Source organism: Paraburkholderia oxyphila NBRC 105797 (genome assembly GCF_000685075.1).
GTDB classification, from domain to species: domain Bacteria; phylum Pseudomonadota; class Gammaproteobacteria; order Burkholderiales; family Burkholderiaceae; genus Paraburkholderia; species Paraburkholderia oxyphila.
Map to the genome: position 1 here is coordinate 86611 of NZ_BAYD01000027.1, position 16752 is coordinate 103362.

14 protein-coding genes are annotated in these 16752 nt (G+C 64.7%); 3 read left to right on the forward strand and 11 right to left on the reverse strand.

The window, feature by feature from the left end; genetic code table 11:
* Positions 1–46 precede the first annotated feature (46 nt).
* From BO1_RS18385 to BO1_RS18400, 4 genes are all read right to left on the reverse strand, one after another.
* On the reverse strand, positions 47–1000 hold the full coding sequence (locus BO1_RS18385) for an alpha-E domain-containing protein (protein WP_028218819.1): 954 nt from the start codon (positions 998–1000) through the stop codon (positions 47–49).
* Positions 1001–1046: 46 nt separating this feature from the next.
* Positions 1047–2453, reverse strand: coding sequence for a circularly permuted type 2 ATP-grasp protein (locus BO1_RS18390; protein ID WP_028218820.1), 1407 nt, complete (start codon positions 2451–2453; stop codon positions 1047–1049).
* A 311-nt stretch (positions 2454–2764) separates the two neighbouring features.
* Positions 2765–4246 carry a glycosyltransferase family 2 protein gene (locus tag BO1_RS18395; RefSeq protein ID WP_043285337.1) on the reverse strand — a complete coding sequence of 494 codons (1482 nt, stop codon included), beginning with the start codon at positions 4244–4246 and terminating at the stop codon, positions 2765–2767.
* Between the two features lie 19 nt (positions 4247–4265).
* Complete coding sequence (locus BO1_RS18400) at positions 4266–4841, reverse strand: cytochrome b (RefSeq protein ID WP_043285339.1); 576 nt, start codon at positions 4839–4841, stop codon at positions 4266–4268.
* 534 nt (positions 4842–5375) lie between these two features.
* On the opposite strand from BO1_RS18400, the gene phaP reads away from it, so the two are divergent.
* Positions 5376–5936 carry a TIGR01841 family phasin gene (gene phaP, locus BO1_RS18405; RefSeq protein WP_028218823.1) on the forward strand — a complete coding sequence of 187 codons (561 nt, stop codon included), beginning with the start codon at positions 5376–5378 and terminating at the stop codon, positions 5934–5936.
* A 134-nt stretch (positions 5937–6070) separates the two neighbouring features.
* On the opposite strand, the gene BO1_RS51600 is transcribed toward phaP, so the two are convergent.
* The 4 genes from BO1_RS51600 to BO1_RS18425 form a co-directional block, all read right to left on the reverse strand.
* A complete protein-coding gene (locus BO1_RS51600) occupies positions 6071–7180 on the reverse strand; it encodes an alpha/beta hydrolase (RefSeq protein WP_245643828.1) in 1110 nt (369 codons plus the stop codon).
* 116 nt (positions 7181–7296) lie between these two features.
* The gene (locus tag BO1_RS18415; RefSeq protein ID WP_028218824.1) at positions 7297–7986 is read right to left on the reverse strand and encodes a FadR/GntR family transcriptional regulator; all 690 of its coding nucleotides are present in this window, start codon (positions 7984–7986) and stop codon (positions 7297–7299) included.
* A 136-nt stretch (positions 7987–8122) separates the two neighbouring features.
* Positions 8123–9055 (reverse strand): aldose epimerase family protein, encoded by a 933-nt coding sequence (locus BO1_RS18420; protein ID WP_028218825.1) that lies wholly within the window; start codon positions 9053–9055, stop codon positions 8123–8125.
* 66 nt (positions 9056–9121) lie between these two features.
* Positions 9122–9856, reverse strand: coding sequence for a ribonuclease activity regulator RraA (locus BO1_RS18425; RefSeq protein WP_028218826.1), 735 nt, complete (start codon positions 9854–9856; stop codon positions 9122–9124).
* A gap of 396 nt (positions 9857–10252) precedes the next feature.
* Between BO1_RS18425 and BO1_RS18430 the strand changes: the two genes are divergently transcribed.
* Both BO1_RS18430 and BO1_RS18435 read left to right on the forward strand, forming a co-directional pair.
* Positions 10253–11572, forward strand: a complete 1320-nt coding sequence (locus tag BO1_RS18430; RefSeq protein ID WP_028218827.1) for an MFS transporter — start codon at positions 10253–10255, stop codon at positions 11570–11572.
* 73 nt (positions 11573–11645) lie between these two features.
* Positions 11646–12470 (forward strand): NAD-dependent epimerase/dehydratase family protein, encoded by an 825-nt coding sequence (locus tag BO1_RS18435; RefSeq protein ID WP_028218828.1) that lies wholly within the window; start codon positions 11646–11648, stop codon positions 12468–12470.
* A gap of 97 nt (positions 12471–12567) precedes the next feature.
* On the opposite strand, the gene BO1_RS18440 is transcribed toward BO1_RS18435, so the two are convergent.
* The 3 genes from BO1_RS18440 to araD all read right to left on the reverse strand — a co-directional run bounded on the left by BO1_RS18440 (position 12568) and on the right by araD (position 16726).
* A complete protein-coding gene (locus tag BO1_RS18440) occupies positions 12568–13362 on the reverse strand; it encodes a sulfite exporter TauE/SafE family protein (RefSeq protein ID WP_028218829.1) in 795 nt (264 codons plus the stop codon).
* A 231-nt stretch (positions 13363–13593) separates the two neighbouring features.
* Positions 13594–14793 carry a porin gene (locus BO1_RS18445; protein ID WP_028218830.1) on the reverse strand — a complete coding sequence of 400 codons (1200 nt, stop codon included), beginning with the start codon at positions 14791–14793 and terminating at the stop codon, positions 13594–13596.
* 184 nt (positions 14794–14977) lie between these two features.
* Positions 14978–16726: an L-arabinonate dehydratase gene (gene araD, locus BO1_RS18450; RefSeq protein WP_028218831.1), complete on the reverse strand. Its 1749-nt coding sequence runs from the start codon at positions 16724–16726 to the stop codon at positions 14978–14980.
* Between the last annotated feature and the right edge of the window lie 26 nt (positions 16727–16752).

The following is a 16752-nucleotide window of genomic DNA, read 5'->3' on the forward strand; positions in this document are numbered from 1 at the left end:
TGTCCTTCAACGAAACGATCGGGATATCGAACTATGCATATTTACGCTAGCCGACTGGCAGCATCAGATAGGTACGCGCCACCTGATTGCCGAGCTCGTAGACGCGCACAAGGAACTGTGTGAGGAAGGTATGCACGCCCACCGAAAATATCTGCCGGAGGTCCGAATAAAGAAGTTCTGCGCGCAGCTTGCCGGCCGCACGCTCGACCTCGCGCGACGCATCGGTGCGCAGCAACGCGAGATTCGCACAGACGCCCTCCATCGAGGCGAGCAGCGATCGCGGCATCTGCTGGTTGAGAATCAGCAGCTCGACCACGCGCGCGGGCGTCACCACATCGCGATACACCTTGCGGTAGATCTCGAGCGCGGACACTGAGCTCAGGATCGAGGTCCAGTAGTAGAAATCCTCGAGCTGTCGCGCGGCGGAGCGGGAATCCGGCCGGTCGACCTCCACGAAGCGCACGTCCAGAATGCGTGCCGTGTTGTCCGCCCGTTCGAGGAAGGTGCCGAGCTGCGTGAAGTACAGCGCGTCGTCCTGCAGTGCGGTGCCCACCCGAACGCCGCGAGAAAGATGCGAGCGGAATTTCACCCACTCGAACAGCGCCTCCGGGTTCGTGTTGAGCTCGTCCCCGCGCAGATGCCCGGCGAATTGCAGCCACGTGTCGTTGACGGTCTCCCACCACTCGGTGGTGAGCGTGCCGCGCACCGCGCGCGCATTCTCGCGTGCCGCCTGAAGGCATGAATAGATGCTGGAAGGGTTGGTCGGGTCCGCCACGAGAAAGTGCAGTACGTTGCTGCGCGTCGTCTTGTCGTAGCGCGTGTCGAAGGCCGCATCGAGCTCGGAGATGCGCAGCACCGCGCGATGGGTGCGCGTCTCGTCGTCGGCGTTGCCGGGCAGCAGCAGCGCCTTCAAGTTGATGTCGAGCATGCGCGCGGTATTCTCGGCGCGCTCCATATAGCGGGCCATCCAGAACAGGTGATCGGCGGTACGGCTCAGCATGGTCGCTCCTCTTCGTTTCCAGCTTTCGTAGTTGTCCAGGGTGCGCTCATTCGAGCACCCAGGTATCTTTCGTGCCGCCGCCCTGCGACGAATTCACGACCAGCGATCCTTCGTTGAGCGCGACGCGCGTGAGCCCGCCCGCCGCGAGCTGAATCTTCTTGCCCGACAGCACAAATGGACGCAGATCGATGTGGCGCGGCGCGATGCCGGCTTCCACGAAGGTTGGGCAAGCGGAAAGCGACAGCGTGGGCTGCGCAATGTAATTGGCCGGACGGGCCAGCAGCCGCGCGCGAAACGCCTCGATTTCCTCGCGTGTCGAAGCCGGGCCGACCAGCATGCCGTAGCCGCCCGCCCCGTGCACTTCTTTCACGACGAGCTCGGGCAGGCGATCGAGTGTCCAGGCAAGGTCTTCGGGCCGCCGGCATTGCCAGGTCGGCACGTTGTTGAGAATGGGCTTTTCTCCGAGGTAGAACGCAATCATGTCCGGCACGTAGGGATAGATCGACTTGTCGTCGGCGACCCCCGTTCCCATCGCGTTTGCCAGCACGACACGGCCGGCTCGATACGCCGTGAGCAGCCCCGGCACGCCCAGCGCGGAGTCCGCGCGAAACGCGAGCGGGTCGAGGAAGTCGTCGTCCAGGCGGCGATAGATGACGTCCACGCGCCGCGGCCCTTTCGTCGTTCTCATGAATACATAGTTATCCTCTACGAACAGATCGCTGCCCTCGACAAGCTCGACACCCATTTCCTGGGCCAGAAACGTATGTTCGAAATACGCGGAGTTGTACATGCCCGGCGTGAGCAGCACCACGACGGGATCGTCCACGCCATCGGGCGCGCACGAGCGCAGCGTCTCGAGCAGCAAGTCGGGGTAATGCGCGACGGGCGCCACCTTGTGCTGGACGAACAGCTCGGGAAAGAGCCGCATCATCATCTTGCGGTTTTCCAGCATGTAAGAGACGCCGGAGGGCACGCGCAGATTGTCTTCGAGCACGTAGAACGCGCCGTCGCGGCCATCGCGCACGATGTCGATCCCCGCGATATGCGCATAGACACCCAGCGGCAGATCGATGCCCTGCATCTCGGGCCGATACTGTGCGTTGGTGTAGACCTGCTCGGCAGGAATCACGCCCGCGCGCACGATGTTGCGCTCGTGATAGACGTCGTGAAGAAAGAGGTTCAGCGCCTGCACACGCTGGCGCAAGCCGCGCTCGAGCAGCGCCCACTCGTCGGCGGGAATGATCCGGGGAATCAGGTCGAAGGGAATCAGCCGCTCGGTTCCCGACAGGTCTCCATTGACTGCGAAGGTGATGCCGACACGTCTGAACAGCAGGTCCGCTTCGGCACGCTTGCGCGCCATGGTCTCGCTGGTCTGCCGCTCCAGCCAGTGCTGGAAACGTTGGTAGTGTGGGCGCACCGCGCCCTCGTCGCGCATTTCGTCATGGACTTGCATCGGCTCGTTCTCGCGCGTAGATGCAGCGACGCTTCCTGCTCGCATGAGCTTCTCGTCATGCGCGGCGCGCTGCGGTACGAGCAAAAAAGCAAGGCGTATGCCATCCGCAGACCGCGCATTGCGCGCCGTAATGGTGCAAGGCGCCATGCACCACCGCGTTGCGCGCGGGCGACAAGCGCCGCCGAACTGCCGCTTGCCTCATCATAGTGCATCTTCGGCGCGCCGATGGTCCTGCATGGATCCGATCCATCCGGCATTAGATCTGATCATTCACCGGCTATCGCCGCCCATGCGAGCAGCGGCAATGCCATTCAGCGCGACTGGACCGCCGTCCCGCGCCCCCGGGTGGCGCCGAGGCCGGTGCGCTGCTGCACGCCCCACTTGCGACGCCCGAGCAGGAAGTGCAGCCAGCCGAGCGCGGCGCCGGCGTGACGCATCAGCTGGAACGAGAACGGCTCGAAGATTGCCGCGAGGAGCGCCATGCCGAAGCTGGAGCTCGTACGGTCCCCGCTCCATCGCCGGTACAGGTGCACCGAAAACAAATGGAACGCGAGGTCGATTGCGATCTTCCCGACGATCACCGCGAGCACCGGCAGCACGATCGCGAAGCGCCCGTCGAAGAGGAAACCGAGCAACAGCGCGAACGCCGTGAGGCCGTATATCGGCTGCACGGTGTCGAACGCCTTCACCGGCAGCATCATGAGCCCGAGCTTGCCGTAGCGGCGATTGCCGGTCATGTCGCGATACCAGTACTGGGTCTGCAAAAAGCCCGCGAACCAGCGGCGGCGCTGCCGCAGGAAACTGGCGAGCGTGCCCGGCGCGTCGGTGCGCGCGCGGGCGGCACCGATCACGCGCACGTCCCAGCCGAGCGCTTCGCGCGCGGAGTGGCGCCGCAGACGGTGAATCAATTCGTAATCCTCTACAAGGCAATGCGGATCGAAGCCGCCCACCTGCATCACCGCTTCGCGCCGGAACGCCGCGAACGCCCCGGAGACAAGCAGCAGACTGTCGGCGCGCATCCAGGCAAAACGCGAGATGAAATTGCGAATGTATTCGTAAGTCTGGAACCACTGAAAAAAGCGCCCGCTCGGCGAGGTGCCGCAGACCGGCGTGAGCAGTCCCGCCGCCGCCACGAGCGCGGGCTCACGGCCAAACGCGTCGGCCATTGCGGCGCAGGCGTCAGGTTCGAGCAGCGTGTCGGCATCGACCGTCATCACCGCGTCGGTTTCCATCATGCCGAGCGCCGCGTTCAATGCGCGCGCCTTGCCGCCGTGCGGCAGCTTCAGCCAGCGCAGGCTCGGATAGTCGGGCGAAGGCAGGCTCAGGCGCCCTTCGCCCGGATCAGACAGTCCGTAACGCCCTGCGAGCAGCGCTGCGGTGCCGTCGCTCGAGCCGTCGTCGGCGATCACGATCTGCTGCGGGGCGCGTGTCTGCGCAAACAGCGCGTCGAGCGTGATCGGCAGCACAGCCGCTTCGTTGTGCGCGGCGACGATCACGCCGAGCGTCGGCTGCGCTTCGGGCAACGCCGAAGCAGCCGTCGTAGCCGTCGGGCCGGCGGGACGCAGCAGCACACGCGCCTGCCAGGCCACGAATACGAGCAGTACCGTGTCGTAAATCACATAGGCAATGCCGGTCGACCACGCCACCACGCCTTGCAGAAAGAATGCGCGCGCAAACAAGATCCCCCAGAGCACCATGACACCTAGATGGATCGCAATGCTGGCAAACGGTGTTCGCACCGGCGTGAGGCGCGGCGACGTGCGTACGAGCACCTGGTCAAGCGAGTCGTTCAAGACAATCCTTTTTCGTTGTTCACGGCATCATCCGGCGCAGCACCGAATGACGATCGACCCATTGATGCTTCAGCGCGCCCGCGACGTGCAGCGCAAGCACGCCGTACAGCGCGTAGCTGCACGCCGTGTGCAGCGCACCGAATTGATCGTGCAACTGGTTCTTGGTTGCGGGATCGAGATTCATGATGAAGCCGATGCGCGGCCACTGAAACAGGCCGAACAGATACATCGGATGCGAAGCGGCGGCCACCCAGGCCGAATCGTGCAGCCAACCGGAGAGCGGCATCGCGAAGATGAGGACATACAGCGCAATGTGCGCGGCGTGCGCCGCCGTGCGCTCCCATGACGGAAACTCGGCGGGCAGCGGCGGCGGCCGGTGCGTGAGGCGCCATAGCACGCGCAGGATCGCGAGGCCCAGCACGGTAATGCCGATGGATTTGTGCGTGTCGATGACGAAACGAATCGACTCGTCGGAAAGCGTGCCGTCGGGCAACAGCGCGGCAGTCAGGCCGAGCGCGACATTGGCGAGGATCAGCAAGGCGATCGCCCAGTGCAATAGCACCGCGACACGCGTGTACTTCTGCGCGGTGGCCATCGTCTCGAAACCGGGTTTAGCGGAAAGGGGAGTTTTCACGTGAGCGTGCAGTAACGTTTCAGTTTGGAATAACGCGCCGCGCGGCAGATTTATTCCCTTGCGCAACAAGGACTGCACGGACCGCAGCGCACGCGCATGCCTCGGTATGCCACCGGCATGACGGCAGGCGGTGCCCGAACGGCGATCCGCGCATTATGCGCCCTCGCCTCGCGCTGCGCAGAAGCCAGCCGGAGACGCACGCAGGCGTGAAAAAAGCCGGAACTCCGCGCGCGCGATTCATGCGTTTCGCATAGGAAATCCGGTGCACTGCAAGACGCTTTCAGGAAGCCTTCGCCCTATCTCGATTTCCCGATGCGAATCAAGTGCTTACTGAATTGATGCAGCGCACAAAAATTCTCTTGACACGACTTTCTTTTGAGATATCATGAAGTCGATTGCTGCATCGCACCAATACGCGAACCGGTGATCGACAGAAAGTTTTCTTTTTTTCGTAACGGAACCGACGCGTAACGGTCCACCATCAGGAACGACGACATGACTCTGCCTACCCCCGAACAATTCGCCGCAACCCAGAAAGCCGGTCTCGAAGCGCTCTTCGGTCTCACGAACAAGGCGTTCGAAGGCGCCGTCAAGCTCGCCGAGCTGAACATCGAAACGGCCCGCGCCGCCATCGCCGAAGGCCAGGAACATGCCCAGCGCACGCTCTCGGCAAAGGATCCGCAAGGCTTCTTCGCCCTGCAGGCAGGCTTCGCCCAGCCGGCCGCCGAGAAGGCACTGGCCTATGGCCGCAACGTCTACGCGATCGTCTCGGCCGCGCACACGGATTTCGCGCAAGCCGCACAAAGCCAGTTCGAGCAGCAGCAACAAGCCGTGCAATCGCTGATCGACAACGCAGCGAAGAACGCACCCGCTGGCTCGGAAACGGCCGTCGCGGCATTCAAGTCGGCGATCACGGCTGCGCAAGGCGCCTACGAGTCGGTGAACAAGGCCGCCAAGCAAGCCGCCGAAATGGCCGAAAGCAACTTCGAAGCGGTCACCAAGGCTGCGTCGAAGGCTGCCGCTCAAGCCGCGCGTGGCGCGAAGCAAGCAGCGTAACAAGTCAGGCCAACGCCCTTCGGCGTTGTCGACCGGGCGCCCGGACGGGCGTCTCGGTCTGCCAGAAAGCGGGATCCGCGCGTAGCGGAGCCCGCTTTTTCTTTTCGTGCTTTCATTTCGCGCTTTCGCTTCGCTCACCCGCTGCAGCTTCCCACATCGAACATCGTCTTCATCGCACAGGGCGAAGTCAGCATGCGCGCGCCGTCATGGCCCACGCCGGGCACGATGTGAAACTCTTGATTCAACTCCACCGGATGACGCGTCTGCATGTAGCGAAAGAATCCTTGCGCCCGCGCCAGGCGCTGCGGCCCTTGCGCCTCAGCCGCGCAAGTCTTGTCGAGTGAAGCCGAGGCGGGATCGTCGTCCGCACCGCCCACGAGATAGACGATGCGCCGCTGTGCGTAGCGCGCTTCGAGCTGCTCGGGCGTGTGCCCGAGCATGAAGACGGGGCGCGCCTCCATGCCGTATTTCCAGGTATCGAAGCCGGGGCAGCGGCCAGCGTCGAAGCGGGCAGGCGCGCCATCCGCACCGGGCCGCAGCGCGTCGAAATAGGCATACGACGACGGGCTCGCCACCACGAAACGCACGGCGATGCCCGCTTGCGCAAGCGACTCCGGTGTTTCCGATGCGATCGCATAGCGTTGCAGCACCTGCGCACCGCCCGAGTGGCCCGCAAACACGATCGTCTTCAGATTAGGGAAACGCTGTTTGTCGGCGAGGCGGCGCGCGATCGCATCGAGCACCGCATAGGCGCTCACCGGCGTGCCCGTCGCGGCATCGGCCCCGCCCATCCACGCGTTGCCCTCCCAGCTCAGGAGATCGGGCGGCGCAGCGTGGGTCCGCGTGTCGGCGGTCGAAAGAAACTGCGGGGCAATCAGCAAGGTGCCGGCGGGATCCACGCCCGCCGCTTCGGCCAATGCGCGTGCGTGCTGCGCGGTGCGGTAATAGTCGTCGGCGTTGCGCAAGCGGCCGTGCAGCACGATCACCGCTCGCACGATGTCCGGCTGCGGCACGCTCCAGTCCCTGCTGATGTCGAGCGCAAACTCGCCGTGGCCCTGCGCGGTGTCGATCGGCATGCGGCCAGCTGCAATGGACGCGACCGTGCGCGAGTCCGCTCCGGGGGCATGACGCGCACTAGCCGGAGCGGCCAGCAATGCGGTGGCCAGCATCCCGGTCAGGGTGGCGAGCAGTCTGGCTCTGAGCAAACGCCAAGGCGCGGGGCCGCGCCGCCGAATCGAACCCATGGTGTTTCCCTTCGGAAATACGCCGCAAAAATCGTTCGAAGCGCAAGCCGCGCGACAGGATCGTTGTACGCGGCGCGAACCCAGCCGCGCCGCCGGTCCGGCCCGCCTTCAGTGCATCAGGAGCCGAACATGCGGCTCACCGCATGTTCGAGATGGTCGCGCATGGCCTGCGAGGCGCGTGGCACGTCGCGCGCCTGGATGGCTTCCAGCACTTCGAGGTGCTCCTGCTGCACGATGCGCTGCCGCTCGATGGACTTCACGAGCGAGAGATTGCGCGACAGATTCATGCTGAACACCATCTGCTCCTGGATGCCCGAGAGCGCGGTGATGAAGAACTGATTCTTCGAAGCGCGGGCGACGGCCATATGAAACGCGAAGTCGTCCTTCGCGCCAATGCCCGAAGTTTCGACGATGGTCTGGAGGTTGTCCCATTCGCGGCGGATCGCTGCGATATCGTCGTCGTCGGCCTTCTGCGCGGCGAGCGCCGCCGCGCCCGATTCGACGACCACGCGGTACTCGTAGCAGCGCCGAATGTCCGACAACGTTTCGAGCGGCGCGAAGCGGCGCACGTCCGGGTCGGGCCGGCGCATGACTGTCGTTCCCGAGCCGTGGCGCGTGGCGATGATGCCATCCGCACGCAATTGCGCGAGCGCTTCGCGCACGGTGGGACGCGAGGTCGCGAAGCGTTCCGCGAGCATGTGCTCGGTCGGCAGCCGCTCCCCTTCCTTGTATTCGCCTTCGATGATGCGGTTCAGGATGTCGCTGTAAATCCGCGCCGGCATGTTCGGCGCTTTCTGCTCAGCCATGGTCAGGTGCTACGCGGTGAGTTGTCAGGTATGTCACAGATTGTAAGTCATACGGCGCATGCGTTGAGCGCAGCAGCCCTGCCGCGCGGCTCGCCGTGCGCACGAACCGGCTCGGATCGCCCTTCAAAATCGCCCTTCAATCGAGCGCGCTCACGCCGATGCGCAACGACGCCGTCTCCGTTTGTCCCGGCTCCAGCCAGCGCAGGCCGAGACCGTTGTGAATCGCATCGGGCAGGCCGAGCCATGGCTCCACGCAATAGAAGTCCGAGTCGGGCGCGAGCGTCCACGAGGTCACGGCGTACCAGGGCACCGAGCCGGGACGGCGCAGATCGATTTCGACAGCGCGCCGCAGCGTAGGCATTTCGATGCGGACCGGCCCCGCCGGCTCGCCTTCGAGACAGTGAAACCGGTCGACGATCCGCGGGTCGTCGAATCTGTAGCGCGCGGCGCCCGCCTCCGGCGCGCTCGTTGTGCCGTCCGCCAGTTGATGCCGGTACACGTTGCGCGGCAGCGCGAGGGTCGCCGCGCCGCGCTGCGTATGCGGCAGGGCGAAATAGAAATGATGACCCGCGTAATACGGCATGCTGGCCTCGAGCGTATCGGCTGCGTTGGCCGCTGCCGTATTCGTCGTGATCAGCTCGACCTCGAGCGTCGCTTCGTCCACGAGTCGATAAACGGCTTCGAAACGGAAACGGAATGGATAGCCCGTGCGCGTCGCCTCGCTATCGGTCAAGGTCATGCGGACACCGTCGCCATGCGGATCGACTTGCGCCTCGAACGGCAACTCTCGCGCGAAACCATGCATGGGCACTTCGCGCACCACGCCCTGCGCGTCGCGCCATAAGCCGATGCGGCCGTCCACGCGATGGCGTGCGATGAAAGGAAACAGCAGCGGGTTGCCGCCGCGCACGAGCGCGGGCTGGCTCCAGTCGGCCGCGTCGGGCCAGTGGATGATCGGCGCGCCGTGCAGATGCCACGAGAGCAGCCGCCCGCCGGCTTGCGGAGCAACCAGCAGGCGCGAGCCGCCGCGCACGATTTCGATGACGTCCTGATCCTGAAACTTCGCCATTTCGTATCGGATAAAGAGAAAAATTTCGGCGCGGCCTCGCGGCTCGCTGTACGTTCAGCTACGCGCTCAAGCGCGCGCTTTCTTCCATTCGGCGTAGGCGGCCAGCGTCGCCTCGTTCGGCGGATAGGTGCCGGGTAGCGCCGCGCCCGCCTCGATCCGCCCGGTGATGAAGTGCTCGAGCTCCTCCTGCTCGCACGCCGCCTGCGCCACCGTTTCGGCCAGATGGCGCGGAATCACGACCACGCCGTCGGCGTCGCCGACGATGATGTCGCCCGGATAGACGGCCACGCCGCCGCAACCGATGGGCACGTTCAGATCGACCGTGTGGTGCCGGCACAAATTGAGCGGCGCCGAGGCGCCCGCGCAGAAGACCGGCAGGCCCAGCGCGGCAATCGTCGCGCTGTCGCGCACGGGGCCGTCCGACACCATGCCCGCCACGCCGCGCACGCGCAGGCGCGTGGCGAGGATCGAGCCCATCGACGCAGCGTCGGTCACGCCGCGGCAGTCCTGCACGAGGACGGCGCCGGCCGGCACGGTCTCGACGCCCTTGCGCTGCGGATGCTCGGGGTTCTGGAACGCGCTCAGTTGATCGAGGTCTTCGCGAGCCGGGATGTTGCGCATCGTGAAGGCCGGGCCGACGAGATTGGGGGCGCCGGGCGCCGGGGCCGCGAGCGGCTTCACGCCCTGCACGAAGACGTTGCGCAGTCCGTGCTTGAAGAGCTGGGTGGTCAGCGTCGCGGTGGAAACATGGCGCAGTTGTTCGAGGGCTTGTTCGCTGACGGCAATGGCAGATGAATTCATCGTGTCTCGTCCATTTTTGGGGGCGCGGGGGACGCGCAGGCGGGCGGCTCGATGTCTGTCGAGCGCTATGCCGGCATTGTTGTAATACAACAAGAAAATTGTCAACCAGCCCGGTGCGTCTCGATTGCTCCCGGTTGCGGGCCAGTCATCCGACAACCCAACCCGCCCAGGTGACGTGAACGCGCCAGGCCTTGCGCAGCCCCGCCCATCAAGGCTCGAGGAAAGGCCCCGCGTCGGGGCAATATGCAATACGCCAGGGAAATCCCCATCGCGACAATATTTGCTTTACAACTTTCGCGCAAATAGAATGATGTCTTACATGACGGGCCCGATACGGATCCGTCCCGGCCAGACAAAGCGCCGGCTGACGAATGATGGGCGCACAGGAGACGAGCAGTGCAACGAAAGACTATCAAGGGACTTCGGTGGTGGATCATCGGCCTCATCATGATCGGCACGATTTTCAACTATCTCGCGCGCAGTTCGCTTTCCGTGGCCGCGCCCACGCTCACCGAAACGCTCCACATGTCCACGCAGCAGTACTCGTACGTGGTCACCGCCTTCCAGGCCTGCTATGCAATCGCGCAGCCGATCGCCGGCTTCGTGCTCGACTCCGTGGGCGTGAAGATCGGCTTCGCCATCTTCGCGTTCGGCTGGGCCGTCGCCAACATGCTGCACGGCCTCGCCTCCAGCTGGCCCGCGCTCGCGTTCTTCCGCGGCCTGCTCGGCATGAGCGAAGCCGCGATCTTCCCGGCCGGCATGAAGGCGATCAGCCAGTGGTTTCCGGCCAAGGAGCGCTCGGTCGCGACCGGCTGGCTGAACACCGGCACCTCGATTGGCGCGATGATTGCCCCGCCGCTCGTGGTCTGGTGCATTCTTAAGTACAACTGGCAATTCGCATTCGTGCTGACCGGCGGCGTCGCGTTGATCTGGGTGGCCCTGTGGCTCGTGTTTTTCCGCACGCCGGCCGAACACTCGATGCTCTCGCAGGAGGAGGCCGAGTACATCCGCGCAGGCCAGGACGCGTCGCAACAGAGCACCGCGGGCAAGCGCCCGTCGTGGAAGGAAGTGCTCAAGCAGCGCCGCTTCTGGGGCATCGGCATCCCGCGCATGCTCGCCGAGCCGGCATGGCAGACCTTCGGCGCGTGGATTCCGCTCTACATGGTCACCGTGCGCCACATGAACCTGAAGGAAATCGCGCTGTTCGCGTGGATGCCGTTCCTCGCCGCCGACCTCGGCTGCCTCGTTGGCGGCTACCTTGCGCCGCTGTTCATACGCTGGTTCGGCTGCTCGCTCATCACGTCGCGCAAGCTCGTCATCACGACCGGCGCGCTGCTGATGGTGGGTCCGGCCTGCGTGGGCCTCGTCGCGAGCCCCTATGCCGCCATCGCGCTGTTCTGCGTGGGCACCTTCGCGCACCAGACCATTTCGGGCGCCCTGTTCACGCTCGCCTCCGACGTCTTCGGCCAGCACGAAGTCGCCACAGCCACGGGCCTCTCGGGCATGTTCGGCTATCTCGGCGCGACAGTGTTCTCGCTCATCGTCGGTGCACTGGCGAGCACGATCGGCTATAACCCCTTGTTCGTGTGCCTGATGCTGTTCGACATGATTGGCGCGATCGTGGCCTGGCGGCTGATCTCGAATCAGCACAAGGACAACGAGCAGAACCAGGCGGTGGGCGCCGCGCTCCAGCCGGCGCAGAACTTGAAAGCCTGACCCGTTCATCGGCCGGCGCCCAGTGAAAACGCGGGCGCCGGCTTTCGGCGTTTTTATGTGAGGTAACCCCACTGTGAAGAAAGTTGCATTGTCCGGCGCGGCCGGCCAGCTCGGCACCGTGTTGCGCAAGGGTCTGTTAGAACGCGGCGTGAACCTGCGCTCGGCGGCCGGCTCGAAGCCGCTCGAACCGCTCGTTGCCGGCGAAGATGTCATGCATGGCGATCTGCGCGACCCCGCAGTGGTCGACCGTCTGCTCGAAGGCGTCGACGTGCTGATCCATATGGCCGGCACGAGCGTCGAGCGTCCGCTGCCCGAGATCATCGAGAACAACCTGCGCGGGCTCGTCGAGATCTACGAAGGCGCGCGCCGCCACGGCACGAAGCGCATCCTGTTCGCAAGCTCGAATCACGCGATCGGCATGTATCCGGTGGAAGACAAGCTCACGCTCGATTGCGCATTTCGCCCCGACGGCTTCTATGGGCTCAGCAAGGCGTGGGGCGAATCGCTCGCGCGACTCTACTGGGACAAGCATGGCATCGAGACCGTGAACGTGCGTATCGGTAGTTGCCTGCCGAAGCCCACGGAGTTTCGTCATCTGAGCACCTGGTTCGGCCACGAGGATCTGTTCCATCTCGTCGATCGCGTGATCAACGTGGAATCGATCGGCTTCGCGGTCGTGTGGGGCGTGTCGAACAATACGCGCAGCTATTGGGTCCAAAGCGGCGCGAATGACGACGCCGTACGCCTCGGTTTCAAGCCGCAGCAGAATGCCGAAGACTACTCGGCTGAGATTCTCGCCAAAGAGAATCCGCTCGATGCGGTGGCGCAGCGCTATCAGGGCGGAAGTTTCGCGAGCATCGATTTCACGCCGGTGGAGAAGCGCGGCAAACAGGCGTGACAGCCGCTTTTGCCTGAGCGCCTTGCGAGATTTCCTCGCGACGCATACAAAAAAGCGCCCAAACGGGCGCTTTTTTTCTTCTTCCACGCACACCGCGTTACAGCACGCCCGATTTGATGATCATCTGCACCGCCGCCGCCAGCACACACACGAGCACGATCATCCGGAACGCCAGCGGATGCAGTTTGTCGCGCAACGGCCGGATGAGGAACATGCCCGCGATGGACGGCAGGCTCGCCGCCGCCGAGATCGCGAGGTCGGCGCCGCTCGCGTGTGCGCCGCCGCTGAACGTGGTGACGAGCGTAACCACCGACACCACCAGGATGATCGCGATCTGCTTCGTGAACACGCGGCCCGTTGCGCCCGTGGCGATCAGATACATCGCGAGCAGCGGTCCGGGCACCGAGGCAATGCTCTCCATGAGCGCCGCACCGAAGCCGAGCGCGAAACCCACCGGCTTGACGAGCCCGGGAGCCAGCTTGACCCGCGGCGAGGCGAGCATCAGCGCGGCGGCCACGATCAGCGTGACACCCGAAGCGGCCAGCGCGTGATGCGGCTCGAGCCGGATCAGCACGGCCACGCCCACGATATTGCCGATCACGGTGCCGATCAGCGGCGCGGCAATGTGCTTGACCGTCTTCCACAGCTCGCCGCCTTCGAGCGCCTGCGGAATGTTGCCGAGGATGATCGGCATCGAAAGCAGCAGGACGGCCTGCTGCACGGGCAGGAAGTGCGTGAGGATCGGCATGGCGACGAGCGGCACGCCTATGCCGGTCACCCCCTTCACCATGCCGCCAAGCACGAGCGCAATGGCAATGCCGCAGAGTTGCAGCACGTCGAGCGCCTGCATGTGCGGGAGCAGGACGCCCCCGGAAAGGTGGAAGTCGAACATTGAAAAGGTCTGGAGCGTGATTGGGCGGCGATCCACGCGCTAGCTGTCCACACGCGTCCGTCCGGTTTTATCTTGAAAATCGGAGTGCATGATAGCGCAGCCTTGCCGAACGCACCTGGCGCCGCCGTCTCGCCCCCCTCCCGCGCACAACGGTGCATACGCACAAAAAAGAGCGGCGGCGCCGCAATGGCGCCGCCGCAAAGACTGCGTCGGAGTGTGAAAGCGTGAAAATCAGAAGCGGTGGACGATGCCGATCGCACCCGCGAACTGGCTGCGCGACGAGGACGGCGCGCTGTTCTGGCCGTCGCCGATGTCGGCGGTCGCATTGATGATGTCGCCGGCGCCGTTCGTGCCGAGCGTCTGGCCGCCCGCGCGCTGGTATGCCTCGACGAAGTACAGGCCGGTGCGCTTCGAGAGCGTGTAGTACTGCGAGAGGTTGAACTGCTGATACGAAGCCGCGCTGGTGATGCCGTTCGCCTTGGTCGCGCGCGTATAGCTGTAGCCCGCCGCGAGGTCGAGCGCGGTCAGAGGCTTGTAGTGCAGGACCACGCCGCCCGTGTTCCAGATCTGCGTGTCGAAGAACTTCGATCCGGTTCCCGCGACATATTGCACATTCGAGTAGGATGCCGAAATGTCCCACTGCGAATTAAATGTGTAGCCGCCCGTCACGGCGAGGCGCTGTTGTGCCTGCGCGGTCTGGAAGCCGTTCGTGATGCCCGAAACGCCCGGCTCGCCATTGCTGTTGGCCGTGGAATTCGTCCCCCACGTGCCGCCGCCGCTCGTCGAGTTGTTCAGGCGCTCGAAGCCCACGGCGAGCCCGACCGGGCCACGAATATAGTTCGCCGCGACACTCCACGTCTGCCCTGCACCGACGCTGCCCGGCACGCCACCGAGCGCATACATGCCGCTCACGGTGAAGCCAGCGATATTCGGCGAGGTATAGACCACCGCATTGTTGATGCGGTAGATCGTGTCCATCGAGTCGAGATCGCCCGGATGCGCGCCATAGGCGCCGGTGAGCCAGGTGGTCGGGCTGTACGGCGCGAGCAGCGAGTAGTACGGCGCATACTGGCGGCCCATCGTGATCGTGCCGTATTGCTGATTCGCAACGCCGACGTAAGCCGCGCGGCTGAACATCAGGTTCGTGGTCGATTGCGCGCCATTGGCCGAGTTGAAGCCTTCTTCGAGCTGGAAGATCGCGCGCGTGCCGCCGCCCAGGTCTTCAGCGCCCTTCAGGCCGAAGCGCGAGCCGGCCCAGATGCCCTGGGCCATCTTGACGACCGAGTGGCCGCCCGAGTTGCTGCCGAGTGCGGCCGAGCTGCTCTGATAGCCGATGCCCGTATCGACGATGCCATACAGCGTAACGCTGCTCTGGGCGTGCGCGCCCAGTGCGGCGAGTCCAAGCGTGGAAGCGAGAATGGTCTTCTTCATCTGTACTCCTGCATATAGTCGTTGTGATGTCTTGCTTGTTTTCTACTACTCTTGATGCTTGATACGGAGTTTCCCCTGTCGAGCCGCGCGGGGCGCGCCGCAGTCGTGAACCGCAACGCGCCCTCGCCTTCAATGCCGGACCCCGTCTCCTGCGCGACCGGTAGTGGATCCCGCTGTGAATCGCTTAGTGAATCTCGGGCTCGCCACCGCCGCCGCACGATCCGGCAACGCCGTCGCGTTGCAGGAAATCGAACTCGCAGCCCTTGTCGGCCTGCATCACGTGCATCTGGTACATCGCGCCATAACCGCGCGTGAAGCGCGGCTCGGGCGCCACCCACGCGGCCTTGCGGCGCGCCATCTCTTCATCGGAGATCAGCACGTTCAGGCGGCGCTCCGGCACGTTCAGCTCGATCATGTCGCAGTCTTGCACCAGCGCGAGCGGTCCGCCAATGAACGACTCAGGCGCCACGTGCAGCACGCACGCGCCGTAGCTCGTGCCGCTCATGCGCGCATCCGAAATGCGCAGCATGTCGCGCACGCCCTTCTTGAGGATCTTTTGCGGAATCGGCAGCTGGCCCCATTCGGGCATGCCCGGGGCGCCGATCGGGCCCGCGTGCTGCAGCACGATCACGCTGTTCTCGTCGCAATCGAGCTCTTCGCTGTCGATGCGCGCGGCCATGTCGTTATAGTCCTTGAACACCACGGCCTTGCCCGTATGCACGTGCAGGCGCTTCTCGGCGGCACCGGGCTTGATGACCGCGCCATCGGGCGCGAGATTGCCGCGCAGCACGGCGAGTCCCGTATCGGGCATCAGTGGCTTCGCGCGGCGATAGATCACTTCGTCGCTATAGATCTGAGCATCGGCGATGTTCTCGCCCAGCGTCTTGCCGTTCACGGTCATCTGCGTGCCGTCGATCAGGTCGCCAAGCTCCTTGAGCATCGCGCGCAGGCCGCCCGCGTAATAGAAGTCCTCCATGAGGTACTTGCCGGTCGGGCGGATGTTCGCGAGCACCGGCGTGCGGCGCGCGATCTCGTCGTACTGCGCGAGCGTGAGGTCGACGCCCGCACGGCGCGCGAGCGCGATCATGTGCACGATGGCGTTGGTCGAGCCCGAGAGCGCGAGGCAGGTGGTGACGGCGTTGTCGACCGACTTGCGCGTGATGATGTCCGAGGGCTTGAGGTCCTCCCACACCATCTCGACGATGCGCATGCCCGTCTTCGCCGACATCTGCGCGTGGCGCGAATCCGGCGCGGGAATCGAAGCGAAGCCCGGCAGCGTGAAGCCGAGCGCTTCGGCCGCGCTCGTCATCGTCGAGGCCGTGCCCATCGTCATGCAGTGGCCCGGCGAGCGTGCGATGCCGCCTTCCACGCCCTTCCAGTCGTCCTCGGTGATCTTGCCCGCGCGCAGGTCGGCCCAGTACTTCCACGTGTCCGAGCCCGAGCCGAGCGTCACGCCGTTCCAGTTGCCGTTGAGCATCGGGCCCGCGGGCAGGAAGATCGTCGGGAGGTCCATCGAGATCGCGCCCATCAGGAGCGCGGGCGTGGTCTTGTCGCAGCCGCCCATCAGCACCACGCCATCGGCCGGATACGAGCGCAGCGTCTCTTCGGCTTCCATCGCGAGGAAATTGCGGTAGAGCATCGTGGTGGGCTTCTGGAACGGCTCGGAGAGCGTCTGCACCGGCAGCTCGATGGGGAAGCCCCCCGCCTGCCAGATGCCGCGCTTGACCTCCTCCACGCGCTGCTTGAAGTGCGTATGGCACGGGTTGATCTCGCTCCACGTGTTGAGGATCGCGATCACCGGCTTGCCCGCATACTCCGCGCGGCTATAGCCCATCTGCGCGGTGCGCGAGCGATGGCCGAACGAGCGCAGGTCGTTCACGCCATACCAGCGGTGGCTGCGCAGTTCTTCGGGGGTCTTTCGCTTGTTGCTCATCTTGCCTTGCTCCAGGTATTGCCGCG

What these genes read in the sequence shown, in the direction of transcription:
- BO1_RS18400 (WP_043285339.1), bottom strand. Translation starts at nt 4,841, where the DNA reads ATGGCCACCGCGCAGAAGTACACGCGTGTCGCGGTGCTATTGCACTGG.
- BO1_RS18415 (WP_028218824.1), bottom strand. Translation starts at nt 7,986, where the DNA reads ATGGCTGAGCAGAAAGCGCCGAACATGCCGGCGCGGATTTACAGCGAC.
- BO1_RS51600 (WP_245643828.1), bottom strand. Translation starts at nt 7,180, where the DNA reads ATGGGTTCGATTCGGCGGCGCGGCCCCGCGCCTTGGCGTTTGCTCAGA.
- araD (WP_028218831.1), bottom strand. Translation starts at nt 16,726, where the DNA reads ATGAGCAACAAGCGAAAGACCCCCGAAGAACTGCGCAGCCACCGCTGG.
- BO1_RS18385 (WP_028218819.1), bottom strand. Translation starts at nt 1,000, where the DNA reads ATGCTGAGCCGTACCGCCGATCACCTGTTCTGGATGGCCCGCTATATG.
- BO1_RS18440 (WP_028218829.1), bottom strand. Translation starts at nt 13,362, where the DNA reads ATGTTCGACTTCCACCTTTCCGGGGGCGTCCTGCTCCCGCACATGCAG.
- BO1_RS18445 (WP_028218830.1), bottom strand. Translation starts at nt 14,793, where the DNA reads ATGAAGAAGACCATTCTCGCTTCCACGCTTGGACTCGCCGCACTGGGC.
- BO1_RS18420 (WP_028218825.1), bottom strand. Translation starts at nt 9,055, where the DNA reads ATGGCGAAGTTTCAGGATCAGGACGTCATCGAAATCGTGCGCGGCGGC.
- BO1_RS18390 (WP_028218820.1), bottom strand. Translation starts at nt 2,453, where the DNA reads ATGCAAGTCCATGACGAAATGCGCGACGAGGGCGCGGTGCGCCCACAC.
- phaP (WP_028218823.1), top strand. Translation starts at nt 5,376, where the DNA reads ATGACTCTGCCTACCCCCGAACAATTCGCCGCAACCCAGAAAGCCGGT.
- BO1_RS18425 (WP_028218826.1), bottom strand. Translation starts at nt 9,856, where the DNA reads ATGAATTCATCTGCCATTGCCGTCAGCGAACAAGCCCTCGAACAACTG.